Origin of the sequence: Thalassospira sp. UBA1131 (assembly GCF_002311515.1) — a bacterium.
Lineage (GTDB): Bacteria > Pseudomonadota > Alphaproteobacteria > Rhodospirillales > Thalassospiraceae > Thalassospira.
This window is the reverse complement of sequence record NZ_DCAO01000026.1, coordinates 14,018-26,428: the sequence shown is the minus strand read 5'-3', so window position 1 is coordinate 26,428 and position 12,411 is coordinate 14,018. Positions and strand designations below refer to the sequence as shown.

The 12,411-nt window shown below is 55.4% G+C and carries 15 protein-coding genes; 6 read left to right on the top strand and 9 right to left on the bottom strand.

All coding sequences use genetic code 11. The features are described 5' to 3' along the window. The first annotated feature begins 145 nt into the window (after positions 1-145). From phnC to B3Z49_RS03805, 5 genes are all read left to right on the top strand, one after another. Complete coding sequence (gene phnC, locus B3Z49_RS03825) at positions 146-991, top strand: phosphonate ABC transporter ATP-binding protein (protein WP_296988343.1); 846 nt, start codon at positions 146-148, stop codon at positions 989-991. 70 nt (positions 992-1,061) lie between these two features. Continuing rightward, the gene (phnD, locus tag B3Z49_RS03820) at positions 1,062-2,078 is read left to right on the top strand and encodes a phosphonate ABC transporter substrate-binding protein (RefSeq protein WP_008889691.1); all 1,017 of its coding nucleotides are present in this window, start codon (positions 1,062-1,064) and stop codon (positions 2,076-2,078) included. 68 nt (positions 2,079-2,146) lie between these two features. Further along, positions 2,147-2,959 (top strand): phosphonate ABC transporter, permease protein PhnE, encoded by an 813-nt coding sequence (phnE, locus tag B3Z49_RS03815; RefSeq protein ID WP_008889692.1) that lies wholly within the window; start codon positions 2,147-2,149, stop codon positions 2,957-2,959. 2 nt (positions 2,960-2,961) lie between these two features. Next, a complete protein-coding gene (locus B3Z49_RS03810; protein WP_296988340.1) occupies positions 2,962-3,609 on the top strand; it encodes a chloramphenicol acetyltransferase in 648 nt (215 codons plus the stop codon). Between the two features lie 95 nt (positions 3,610-3,704). Beyond that, positions 3,705-4,406, top strand: coding sequence for a DUF1045 domain-containing protein (locus B3Z49_RS03805; protein WP_296988338.1), 702 nt, complete (start codon positions 3,705-3,707; stop codon positions 4,404-4,406). Positions 4,407-4,454: 48 nt separating this feature from the next. Here B3Z49_RS03805 and phnN read toward each other — a convergent pair whose 3' ends face one another. The 8 genes from phnN to phnG are packed head-to-tail and all read right to left on the bottom strand — an operon-like array spanning position 4,455 to position 10,880. Next, entirely contained in the window at positions 4,455-5,015 is a 561-nt protein-coding gene (gene phnN, locus B3Z49_RS03800; protein ID WP_296988336.1) for a phosphonate metabolism protein/1,5-bisphosphokinase (PRPP-forming) PhnN, read from the bottom strand. A gap of 41 nt (positions 5,016-5,056) precedes the next feature. Beyond that, complete coding sequence (locus tag B3Z49_RS03795) at positions 5,057-6,199, bottom strand: alpha-D-ribose 1-methylphosphonate 5-triphosphate diphosphatase (RefSeq protein WP_296988334.1); 1,143 nt, start codon at positions 6,197-6,199, stop codon at positions 5,057-5,059. Beyond that, on the bottom strand, positions 6,192-6,896 hold the full coding sequence (phnL, locus tag B3Z49_RS03790) for a phosphonate C-P lyase system protein PhnL (protein ID WP_296988332.1): 705 nt from the start codon (positions 6,894-6,896) through the stop codon (positions 6,192-6,194). The genes B3Z49_RS03795 and phnL overlap by 8 nt, the downstream gene beginning before the upstream one ends. A gap of 14 nt (positions 6,897-6,910) precedes the next feature. After that, complete coding sequence (gene phnK / locus B3Z49_RS03785) at positions 6,911-7,693, bottom strand: phosphonate C-P lyase system protein PhnK (RefSeq protein ID WP_349676362.1); 783 nt, start codon at positions 7,691-7,693, stop codon at positions 6,911-6,913. After that, positions 7,693-8,619, bottom strand: a complete 927-nt coding sequence (locus tag B3Z49_RS03780) for an alpha-D-ribose 1-methylphosphonate 5-phosphate C-P-lyase PhnJ (protein WP_296988331.1) — start codon at positions 8,617-8,619, stop codon at positions 7,693-7,695. The genes phnK and B3Z49_RS03780 overlap by 1 nt, the downstream gene beginning before the upstream one ends. A gap of 4 nt (positions 8,620-8,623) precedes the next feature. Next, a complete protein-coding gene (locus B3Z49_RS03775; RefSeq protein ID WP_296988329.1) occupies positions 8,624-9,757 on the bottom strand; it encodes a carbon-phosphorus lyase complex subunit PhnI in 1,134 nt (377 codons plus the stop codon). A 2-nt stretch (positions 9,758-9,759) separates the two neighbouring features. Then, a complete protein-coding gene (phnH, locus tag B3Z49_RS03770; RefSeq protein ID WP_296988327.1) occupies positions 9,760-10,383 on the bottom strand; it encodes a phosphonate C-P lyase system protein PhnH in 624 nt (207 codons plus the stop codon). Beyond that, positions 10,380-10,880, bottom strand: a complete 501-nt coding sequence (gene phnG, locus B3Z49_RS03765) for a phosphonate C-P lyase system protein PhnG (protein WP_296988326.1) — start codon at positions 10,878-10,880, stop codon at positions 10,380-10,382. The genes phnH and phnG overlap by 4 nt, the downstream gene beginning before the upstream one ends. 133 nt (positions 10,881-11,013) lie before the next feature. Here phnG and phnF point away from each other — a divergent pair, with 133 nt between their 5' ends. Continuing rightward, the gene (phnF, locus tag B3Z49_RS03760) at positions 11,014-11,727 is read left to right on the top strand and encodes a phosphonate metabolism transcriptional regulator PhnF (protein WP_296988324.1); all 714 of its coding nucleotides are present in this window, start codon (positions 11,014-11,016) and stop codon (positions 11,725-11,727) included. Between the two features lie 25 nt (positions 11,728-11,752). Here the strand turns inward: phnF and B3Z49_RS03755 are convergent. Next, a partial coding sequence (locus B3Z49_RS03755; protein WP_349676361.1) for a trimeric intracellular cation channel family protein occupies positions 11,753-12,411 on the bottom strand: 659 nt, incomplete at its 5' end.

The window sequence follows — 12,411 nt, the reverse complement described above, 5'->3', positions numbered from 1 at the left end:
GAATTCTTGATGTATAGACAAGTTTAATTGTTGTCGGGGCAATATGCTCTGCGTAATCATCGAACTGTAACATCAGTGTCACCGTAGAGTCGCGGTTTGTGCGTAGCTTCTTCATCCAGCGAAACACATTCAGGCGACTCTTTTGATGCTGGTTGTAGATATCTCTGGACTGAACAAAAGCTTTACCCGTGACAAGCGTGCGCTCAGCGGCGTCAAACTGCAGGTGCGGGAAGGCGAGATGGTGGCGCTGATTGGCGCATCGGGTTCGGGTAAATCCACACTGATCCGTCACATTGCCGGTTTGCTGCGCGGTGATCGCGATGGCGGCAAGATCGTCGTGTTTGGCGAAACCATTCAGGAAAATGGCAAGATTTCACGCGGTGCCCGCAAGGTGCGCTCCGAGATTGGTGTTGTCTTCCAGCAGTTCAATCTGGTTAGCCGTCTTTCGGTTCTGACCAACGTCCTGATGGGGCTTTTGGGCCGTGTGCCGGCATGGCGCGGGTCGCTTGGTCTGTTTACCAAAACCGAAAAGATGCGAGCCATGAGCGCGCTTGATCGTGTTGGCATTGATGCCCATGCGTCGAAAAAGGCGCGGAACCTTTCGGGTGGTCAGCAGCAGCGCGCGGCGATTGCGCGCACCATTACCCAGGGCGCCCGACTTATTCTTGCCGACGAGCCGATTGCATCGCTTGATCCGGCATCGTCCCGCAAAGTGATGAACACGCTTGATCGCGTAAATCGCGAAGACAACGTCACCGTCATCGTATCACTTCATCAGGTTGATTACGCAAAAGACTACTGCAAACGCACCATCGCCATGCGCGATGGTGAAGTTGTTTTTGACGGACCGTCAAGCGAACTGACGCCGCAATTCCTTCAGGAACTTTACGGCGAACATTCTTCCGAACTTTTTGCCGATGGTGCGGCAAAGGCCGCAGAGCCCGTTACACGGCCCATCGCAGAAAAGGACCTGGCTGTCGCAACAAGCTAGCCGGGCCAGTTGTCATGACTGCCTTACCTTCTCGAAACATGTCGAAATCTATTCTGACAGGGGACTTCTTATGAACGTTAAGACAATCGCATCCGCAGCATTTGCGGCCACGATGCTGGCATCCGTCGTTGCCAAGGCCGATGTTGAATTCAAGCCGCTCGAACAGGATCCGGAAACCATCGTTTTCGGTATCATTTCGACCGAATCTACTTCTAACCTCAAAGCTCAGTGGCAGCCGCTGATCGATGACATGGAAGAAGCCCTTGGCAAAGACGTCGAGGCATTCTTTGCACCGGATTATGCCGGTATCATCGAAGGCATGCGCTTTGGCAAGGTTCACGTTGGCTGGTTCGGTAACAAGTCGGCAATGGAAGCCGTTGACCGCGCCGGTGGCGAAGTCTTCGTTCAGACGTCGAAATCCGATGGTTCGAACGGTTACTATTCCCACATCATCACCCAGGCTGACAACGACAAGGTCAAAACCCTTGAAGACATGCTGAAATGTGATGGTTCGCTGAACTTCGGTATTGGTGATCCGAACTCGACCTCGGGCTTCCTTGTTCCGTCCTATTATGTCTTCGCCAAAAACGGCGTTGATCCGAAGGAATGCTTCAAGACCGTTCGTAACGCCAACCACGAAACCAACCTGATGGCGACTGCCAACAAGCAGGTTGATGTTGCTGCCAACAACTCCGAGCAGCTTGGCCGTACCAAAATGAACAAGCCGGAAATCACCGACAAGGTCAAAGTCATCTGGACCTCGCCGCTGATCCCGTCTGACCCGATGGTTTACCGTAAAGACCTGTCGCGCGAACTGAAATCCGAAATCAAGGCATTCTTCCTTGGTTACGGTCGTTTCGGTGATGTTGAAAGCGCCAAGGAAGTTCTTGCCAACAACTCCGATGGCATGGGCCTTTTCATGGAAAGCTCGAACGCGCAGCTTTACCCGATCCGTCAGCTGGCCCTGTTCAAGGACAAGCTGAAAATCCAGAACACCGAAGAACTTTCTGCTGAAGAAAAAGCAGAACGCGTTGCCGAGATCGACAAGAAACTTGCTGAACTCGACATCCTGGTTGCCTACCAGTAACCGACTTTTCGACAGGGAGTGCATCAAAGATGCGCTCCCTGTTTGCTTTTAATTCCGGGATTTGAACGATGAACAGCAGCATTTCTTCGACATCATCTGTCGCAACGGAGCTTCCGCCGCGTGACCTTAAACGGTCGGCATCGAGCTTCCTGCTTTGGGCGATCATCCTTGGACTTCTGGCCATGTCGTGGGAGGGGGCAGATATGCGCCCGATGGCGTTGTTTGAAAACAGCGGCAACATGGTCGACTTCGCCGAGGGCTTCTTCCCGCCCGACTTCCTGATGTGGAAGATGTATGTCGCAGAAATGTGGATCACCATCCAGATTGCGATCTGGGGCACAGCGCTTTCCATCGTTTGCTCGATCCCGTTTGGTATTCTTTCTTCTGAAAATATCGTCCCCGTCTGGGTCTATCAGCCGGTCCGTCGCCTGATGGATTCCTTCCGCGCGATCAACGAAATGGTCTTTGCCATGTTGTTCGTTGTTGCGGTCGGCCTTGGCCCGTTTGCCGGTGTCCTGGCCCTTTGGATTCACACCACAGGCGTTCTGGCCAAACTGTTTTCCGAGGCGGTCGAAGCAATTGACCCCGAACCGGTTGAAGGCATTCGTGCAACGGGCGCCAATGCGCTTCAGGAAGTTATCTTTGGCGTGATCCCGCAGGTCTTGCCGCTTTGGATTTCCTATTCGCTTTACCGGTTCGAGAGCAATGTGCGTTCGGCGACTGTACTGGGCATTGTCGGGGCCGGTGGTATCGGCATGGTGCTGTGGGAATATATCCGTGGCTTCTATTACGCGGAAACAGCGGCGGTCATGATCATCATCATTATCTCGGTCAGCCTGCTCGATATGGTGTCCCAGCGTCTGCGTAAACTGGTGACCTGATCATGGCGTTTAAGATTACGCAGGCCAAACCGGCAATGAAGGCATTGTCGGAACAGCCCACGATTGACCAAACAGCGATTGTCGTTGATTGCGAAATGGGTGTCTGGACCGAAGTCGGTGAACGGACCTCGGTGCGCGAAACGAAAATGGATGATTATTCCTATGTCGTGAATGACAGCGAGATCATCTATTCCGATATCGGCAAGTTCGTGAATATCGCCGCCCATACCCGCATCAACCCGGGACAGCACCCGATGGATCGAGCATCGATGCATCATTTCCAATATCGCTCCAGCGCCTATGAACTGGGCGAAGATGACCCGGCATTCTTTGACTGGCGTCGTGAAAAACGTGTGCGTCTGGAACATGATGTCTGGATCGGGCATGGCGCGATTGTGCAGGGTGGGGTCACCATTGGCATCGGTTCTGTTGTCGGATCTGGTGCGGTGGTCACCAGGGATGTCGCGCCCTACACGATTGTGACAGGCATTCCGGCAGTCCCCCTGCGCCCACGGTTTGAGGCAGACATCGTCGATGCCCTGTTGCGCATTCGCTGGTGGGATTGGTCGCATGAAATGCTGCGCGAGAGGTTGCAGGATTTCCGAACGCTTTCGGTGCGTGACTTTTGCCTGAAATACGATACGGTTTAACCGATCAATATTTCCCAATGATTTGATGGATGCCGAAGGTTAAGCTACTGACCTTTGGCATTTCTTGCCGCGTCACCCGTTTCCAGAGTTCACTTATGACTGACCATTATCAACGCTACGCGCTTTATTATGCGCCGGAACCACAAAGCGCGTTGGGGCAGTTTGGCAATGCCTGGCTGGGGCGTGATCCGGAAACCGGAAACCAGTTGCCACGGCCAATTGTTGCAGACCTGACAGAGGCCGAGATTGTGGCGGCAACCACGTCGCCAAGCCGATACGGTTTTCATGGCACCCTGAAACCGCCATTTGCACTGCCACGCGGCATGGATCGTGGCGATCTGGAAACCACCGTTTCGCGACTTTGCAAAACGATTGCACCGGTAGCGTGCGGACATCTGGTCTTAAAGGCGATTGGTCGTTTTCTGGCCCTTGTTCCGACCGAACCCGTCGCAGACTTGGCCGACCTTGCGGCAACACTGGTGCGCGAACTCGATGACTTTCGCCAGCCCGAAGACGAAGCGGCAATGAACAAACGCCGTGCTAGCGGTCTGACGGATCGGCAGGAAGCCTATCTTGTGCGCTGGGGCTATCCCTATGTCATGGAAGAATTCCGCTTCCATCTGACATTGACTAACAAGCTGTCAGACAATCAGATCGATCCCTTCAAAGCGGCACTTTCAGGCTTGGTCGCACCGCCGTGTCAGGAACCATTTACCGTTCGCGAAGTGTGCCTGTTTGGTGATCCGGGTGATCGGAAGCCGTTCAGATTGCTGAAACGTTTCCCGTTGACTGGATAAAAATGCTGCGCTTTTAAGGTGCAGCATTTTGGGATGGCTGAAAGAGCCTCAGGCGCGGTTTGCAATCGGTTGTGGCATTTCAATTGCGCGGATGAAACGCGCGATACCGGTTTCTAGATCGGCATCATTATCAACATGAACAACATGATCGCCCTCAACCTGATAGGCGGATGCGCGTGCAAGCCGGCGTTCGATATCAAGGGCATCTTCGCGCCCGCGGGCTTCAAGCCGCTTGCGCAATGCCTCGCTGCTGGCACGGATGCTTATAACCCGAACGTTGTTTTGTCCAACAAGGGCACAGGCATCGCCAATGACGCTGCGCGATACATTCACGATGACGGTTTTGCCCGCCTCGACCTCGCCAAGAACATGGCGTGGAATGCCATATCCCAGATCATGGGCCATCCAGCTCAGCAGGAACGCCCCCTGACGTGCCATTTGTCCGAAATCCTCGGGCCGGACGGGGATGTGTGTTTCCCCGACCGATCCGGCCGGGCGGGTGATGCAGCGCCGTGGAAAGCAGAACTGCTTGTCTTGGGCAAGTCTTTCGCGCGCGGCATCGAGAAGGGTGTCCTTGCCGACGCCACTTGGGCCGACGACAAGGACCAAAAGGCCATATCCTGATCTGCAATTATGTGCAGGTGCCCCGGTCATGACACCCGCACACCTTCGCGCCAGACACCGCGCACAATCGGGTGGTGCGGGGAATGATGCACCCGGATCAGATCGCCGCGTTTGCCAACCGCAATCTCGCCGCGATCATCGAGCCCGACCTGGGTCGCCGGATTAAGCGACACGGTGCGAATGGCGCGTGGCAGATCGTAGCCCTCGAACTCGTCAAACAGCTTCATCGCGCCGTGCAAAAGACTGTGCGGGACATAGTCGCTTGAAATGATGTCGAGATAGCCATGCTTTGCCAGCTCGCCTGCCGCAACATTGCCGCTATGCGATCCGCCGCGCACAAGGTTCGGGCCCCCCATCATCACACCAAGCCCACCTTCATGTGATGCCTTGGCAGCCTCAAGCGTGGTGGGGAATTCGGCCACGGTCATTTTGTCTGCAACCGCCTCGGCAACGTGTTCGGCGGTTGCGTCATCGTGGCTTGCGAGTGCCAGACCCTTGGCATGGGCCTGTTCGACCACATGACGGCGGTGCTTTTCGGAATAAAGCTCGGCATCGCGACGGCGCGTGGCGATGAATTTGCGCATTTCTTCATCGTTCAGGCCATATTTGCCCTGATAGTAGGTGTAATAGGCATCAAGGCTGACGAACTGGCGCTGACCCGGTGTGTGATCCATCACCGAAAGCATGCTGACCAGAGGCAGGTCGATCAATTGACCAAGGGCCTCGACCATGCCGGGGAAGGATGTTTCGCAGCGCAGATGGAGCTTGTGATCGGCGCGCAGCAATGCATTTTCCAGCGCGTGTTCAAGGGCATTGACCGATTCAATCAATCGCACAATGCGTTCAGACCCTTCATTGACGTCACCGATGGATACCGCATCAAACACGGTGGTGATCCCGGCACTGGCGACCTGGTTGTCATGGGCGACAACGGCGGCTGTTGCCGGCCAACGCGTTTTCGGACGCGGGGTCAGGTGCTTGTCGAGGTTATCAGTATGCAGCTCGACCAGGCCCGGCATCAGGTAATCGCCACCCATATCCTCTGCACCCAGCAGGTTGGACGGTCGATCAGAAATATCGCTGATTTTGCCGTCCTTGACCTGCACGGCCCCATCAATGACTTCGTTGGCCAGAACCAGTTTGGCGTTGGTAAAAATCTGTTCAGTCATTGGCCCCAACTTTAAACGAAGTCACATCAAACGACCCGGTGCAGACGGCATCACGGGTTTCATGGTCATGGAAAATACCGGCAATCGCGGCCCCACGGCTTTTGGCTTCTTCAATCAGCGCCAGAACTGTGGCGCGATTTTGGACGTCAAGCGATGCGGTCGGTTCATCCAGCAACATGATCGGATAATCGGCAATAAAGCCACGCGCAATATTCACACGTTGTTGTTCCCCACCCGAAAAGGTCAGCGGCGAAAGCTGCCACAAACGTTCAGGGATGCGCAGACGTGTCAAAAGATCGCGTGCCTTGTCAGTGGCGGTCTTGCGATCCGTGCCAAGGGCCACGAGCGGTTCGGCAACGATATCAAGGGTCGGTACACGCGGGATCACGCGCAGGAACTGCGAAACATAGCCCAGCGTGCGCTTGCGGATTTCCAGTATCGAATGCGGGCTGGCGGTGGTGATATCAAGCCAGTCGCCATCATGGAGCACCTTGATGGACCCCTGAGAGCATGTGTAATTGGCATAAAGCATGCGCATGAATGTACTTTTCCCCGATCCGGATTCACCGGTCAGCGCGATGCATTCACCAGCCGAAAGCATGAATTCAACGCCCTCAAAAACCGGGATGGTCACGCTGCCCTGAGTATGCAGGGTAAAGCTTTTGGCGACGTTTTGAGCATGAAGCATTTCAGACATTTTCTTCGCCCCGGTCAGTTTTGCAGAATGGAAGAAACAAGCAGCTGCGTATAGGGATGCTGCGGGTCATCAAGAACCTGATCGGTCAGGCCATGTTCAATGACCTTGCCCTGTTGCATCACCATCAGCCGGTGCGAAAGAAGTCGGGCGACTGCCAAATCATGGGTGACGATGATCACCGCAAGATTAAGATCGTGAACCAGCCCGCGCAGCAGATCGAGCAATCTGGCCTGAACAGAAACATCAAGCCCACCCGTGGGTTCGTCCATAAAGACGAGGCGCGGGCTGGTTACGAGGTTGCGGGCAATCTGCAAACGTTGCTGCATGCCGCCCGAAAAGGTTGAGGGCAGGTCATCAAGGCGCTCGGACGCGATTTCGACCTTGCCAAGCCAGCTGTCGGCATTGTTGCGGATGTTGCCGTAATGACGATCCCCGATCGCCATCAGCCGTTCGCCAATATTGGCCCCGGCACTGACATTCATGCGCAGACCATCACGCGGGTTCTGATGGACAAATGCCCAGTCGGTGCGCATCAAAAGGCGGCGCTGGGCTTCGGACATCTGATAGACATCGCGCACGCCATCAATGCGGGTCTGATATTCAACCGTCCCGTTGGTCGGTTCCTGCTGGGCGGAAATGCTGCGCAGCAAAGTGGATTTACCTGATCCGGATTCACCAACGATGCCAAGGACTTCACCGGGTCGGAGTTCAAAGCTGACATCCTTGCAGCCAACTCGGTCGCCATACATCATGGTCAGGTCTTCAACGCGCAGAAGCGGTTCGTTCATCTGGGTCATTATTCTGCTGCCTTTCCGCGATCTGCGGTGCCAAGGGGTTGGTCATGATGTTGCGGGCCGCGATGGCCGGCTTCCTGTCGTTCCGCGCAGTAATCGGTGTCCGAACAGACAAACATCCGGTTGCCCTGATCATCGAGGATGACTTCATCAAGGTAACTGTCGCGCGCACCGCACATGCCGCATTCGTCTTCCCAGGTCTGGACTTCGAACGGATGGTCCTCGAAATCGAGGCTTTTGACCTTGGTGTAGGGCGGCAGGGCATAGATGCGCTTTTCGCGACCAGCCCCGAAAAGCTGAAGGGCCGCCATATTGTTCATTTTGGGATTGTCGAACTTTGGCGTTGGCGACGGATCCATCACATAGCGATCATCGACCATCACCGGATAAGCATATGTCGTCGCGATATGACCATGGCGTGAGATATCTTCATAAAGTTTCACATGCATCAGGCCGTATTCTTCAAGCGCGTGCATCTTGCGCGTTTCGGTCTCGCGCGGTTCAAGGAAGCGAAGCGGTTCGGGGATTGGGACCTGATAGACCAGCACCTGATCTTCGCGCAATTCCTTTTCCGGGATGCGGTGGCGGGTTTGAATGATCGATGCCTCGGCGGTTTTTTCCGTGGTGGCCACCTGTGCTGTCTTGGCAAAGAACTGACGGATGGAAACCGCGTTGGTGGTGTCATCCGCCCCCTGATCAATGACCTTAAGCGTATCATTCGGTCCGATTACGGCGGCTGTTACCTGAACGCCGCCCGTGCCCCAGCCATAAGGCATTGGCATTTCGCGCCCGGCAAACGGCACCTGATAGCCCGGGATCGCCACGGCCTTAAGCAGAGCGCGCCGGATCATGCGTTTGGTCTGTTCATCAAGATAGGCAAAATTATAGTCCGGTGCCCCGTTGGCCGGATTTTTGACAGTCTGTTCCATGGGATTACTCCGCGGCCTCGGGTTGGGATGCGCCATTCTCAGCTTCGGCTTTCGCCAGACGTTCTTCGACCTCGGCGCGCATGCGGCGCACCAGTTCAAGTTCGCCCTGGAAATCGACATAGTGTGGCAGCTTGATATGTTCGACAAAGCCGGTGGACTGAACATTGTCGCTATGTTCCATCACGAACTCGCTGTCCTGTGCCGGGCCCATGATCTGTTCGCCCATTTCATTGGCGCGCATGGCACGATCGACCAGTGCCATCGAAATGGCTTTGCGTTCGTTCTGGCCAAACACAAGGCCATAGCCACGGGTAAATTGCGGCAGCTTGGTTTTTGATCCCTTGAACTTGTTGACCGTCTCGCACTCGGTCAGTTCGATGTCGCCGATATCAATCGCAAAACCGAGTTCTTCGGGTTCGATCTCGACCGAAACGGTGCCATAGCGGATTTCACCGACAAAGGCATGGCTGTTGGCATAGCCGCGCTGTGTGGAATAACCGAGTGCCAGAACAAATCCCTCATCGCCGCGCGACAGGTTCTGCAAACGCAAATCACGTCCGGCCGGGAATTTGACCGGCTCGCGGGTCAAATCGGCGACCGGGGCATTTTCATCGACCGGAACCGGTTCATCCTGAATAAGACCTTCATAGTTCAGGATGTCATCCAAAACGCGTGGCATGTTCTCATCGATCGGATTTTCACCACTCGGTGCCTCGGTCGGTGCCTCGCCATTGGCCATCAGGGTGAAATCCAGCAGGCGGTGCGTGTAATCAAAGGTCGGGCCTAAAATCTGTCCGCCGGGCAGGTCCTTGAAGGTTGCTGAAATGCGACGCGATACGTCCATTTCGGCGGTTTTGATCGGTTTGGAAAAAGCAAAACGCGGCAGCGTCGTGCGATAGGCGCGCATCAAAAAGATCGCCTCGATCAAATCACCACGGGCCTGCTTGATGGCAAGGGCGGCCAGATCGCGATCATAAAGCGACCCTTCGGCCATGACGCGGGTGACGGATAGCGACAGTTGCTGTTCGATCTGATCAGTTTCGATTTCGGCAATGTCCGTATCGCCCCGGCGCTCTTCGGCTAGAAGCTTGTGCGCGTTGTTGATGGCGCGTTCGCCACCTTTTACTGCAACATACATGATTAATTGACCTCGATCCGGGTGGTGCGCGACAGGGCGGCGATCTGGGTTTCGCTTGCGAAAATCACATCAACGCCGCAGGGAAACAGGTGATGGTTTTCTGCGCGCCATGCATGGAAGCTTTCCGGCAGGCCCTTGATCGCAAGGCTATGCGTATCCTTGATGCCCGACCCCTTTAGGGTCATGGACGGGTGATCTGAAATCTCATCGACCATCAGGATCAGGGTTGCCGATTGATCCGGGTATTCCGCATTGCCAACGGCAAGATCGGTGACAAAGGACAGATCATCGGAAATGCGCGCAACCGCAAAATCGGCCTGTTTGACATCCGTGCTGATCGGGCAACCGCAATGGAATTTCAAATGATCGCCCGCGGCCTTGGTCGCGCAACTTGGCGATAGCCAGATGGTCGTATCCATATCTGCCATGGCAAGAAGCGTTGCAGTGGCGGCTTTGTTCAGGCCATCGGGTGCGGAAACACTGACCAGCAGATCATAAATGCGACCGGGCCGCGACATCGCATCCAACAGGGCTCGGAAGACAGCGTTTGAATCAAAGGCCGCATGGTCAAAACCGGGCAGCAATTCACTTGTCTGGGCGAGGGCTGATTGGGGTTGGGGCGTCATTCGTCTTCTCCGCGAACAAGGGTGAAGAAATCAACTTTGGTGGCGGCAACCTTGCGGGCATGATCGCGTTTGGCCGCGGCCTGTTCGGCGGCCAGGGTGTCGATGAAATCGCCTGCCGATCCGTCGCGCAACATCACCGCATCAAACAGGGCGGCATATTGCGCCTGAATACGATCACGTCCCTTGACGTAGGAATGCCCGACCGTGCCGTCTGACAGCGTCACCGCACAGCGTGTCACGGTCATTTCACCAAGGTTGAAACGCTGCCCGGCACCACCAGCGCGGCCGCGTACCATCACCATGCCGATCTGCGGTTCGCGCAGGTGCGTCCAGCTTTCGCTGCTGTGATTTTCCGACCATTCGGTTTCAAGGCGTGCACGGGATGTGCGGGCCAGAACCGACATCCATTTTTGGCGCGCGGCAATATGCGGATCGCTGGGGGTGTCTGCATTCCGGTTTTGATCTGTCCGGGCATTCGGGGCGGGGTGTGCCGTCATCAAACTGATCCCTTTTCAACTTATGTCGACAACTTCAAAATTTGTCTAGACGTCTATACCTATTGACGTTATAAGACGATCCAGCAGCAAAGGCAAAGGTCTTGCGGTGAAAGTTTTGTGAACGGGGAATGCAATGGATTGGGAACCGGGCCTATCTATTTGGAAGCAAATCGAAAAGCAGCTTCTGGCTGATATTTCGGAGGGCGTTTTCATACCCGGCGAAAAGATGCCGACCGAGATGGAATTGGTCCGGCGCTTTGGGGTGAATCGCCATACGGTGCGCCGCGCCATGGCGGCACTTGTCGATTCCAATGTTGTCCGTGTCGAACAGGGGCGCGGCGCCTTTGTTCAGGAACAGATCCTTGACTACCCGCTTGGTTTGAAAACAAGGTTTTCGCAGATCGTATCGGGTCGCCATCGCTTGCCCGACAAACGCCTGATCTCGTCCGAGGTCCTCAAAGCCAATTCGACGATTGCGCAGTTCCTAGATGTCAAACCGGGCACGCGGGTGATTGAGTTGTTTTCGGTATCCGAGGCCGATGGTGTCCCGCTTGCCGTTGCGACAAGTTATCTTCCGGCCGCGCGCTTTGACGGCATTGTCGAGATATTTGTCGAAACCAAATCGCTTACAGAGGCTTTCAAACGCTTCGGGATTGATGATTACACACGAAAGACCACGCGCATTTCGGCAACGCTTCCGTCATCACGTGTTGCCAACCTGCTTAAACAGGCACGCAACCGTCCGGTGATTTCGACAGAAAGTGTCGATGTTGATTCCGCTGGTGCGCCAATCGAATATGGTGTCACCGCCTTTTCAAGCGACCGGGTTCAGTTGATCGTCGAGTAGGGAATGGGACAGCGGGTGTGCTGCCCTAGTATTCCCGACCCGGACGGGCCCTGTAGACCGGGAAGCTTAGCTTGAACTTGATCGCACATGCCCGCATCAGGAATGCTGCAAAGAACGCAATCACGGCAATCGGCCCGCGCGGCAAATCAAGGATGGCTGTGCCAATCACATAGATCCCCGCACCGACCAGCGCACAGGTGATATAAATTTCCGGGCGCAGGATCAGCGGAATTTCATTGCAGACAACATCACGCACCATGCCGCCAAAAGTGGCCGTGATCATGCCCAGAACGATTGCGACCAACGGGGATACGCCGAGATTAAGGCCGATGGCCGCCCCGGTGACCCCGAACATTGCCAGTCCCAGCGCATCCAGCCACAGCAAGGCGACATAGCGTCGTTCAACCAGATGGGCGGTGAAGTATGTGATGACGGCAGCCCCGATGCAGGTCACAAGCCAGGTGGTGTCGCGTATCCAGAAAACCGGCGTTGCCCCGGTAATGACATCACGAACAGTGCCGCCGCCGATGCCGGTAAAGGTCGCAATCAGGACAAATCCGACCATGTCCATCTGACGACGGGATGCCTCAAGCGCGCCGGTAATCGCAAACACGGCGACCCCCGCCAGTTCAAGCCAATAGATGATTTCAGTAATCGTCATGATGTCCTTTGCGGGGCCTGCCC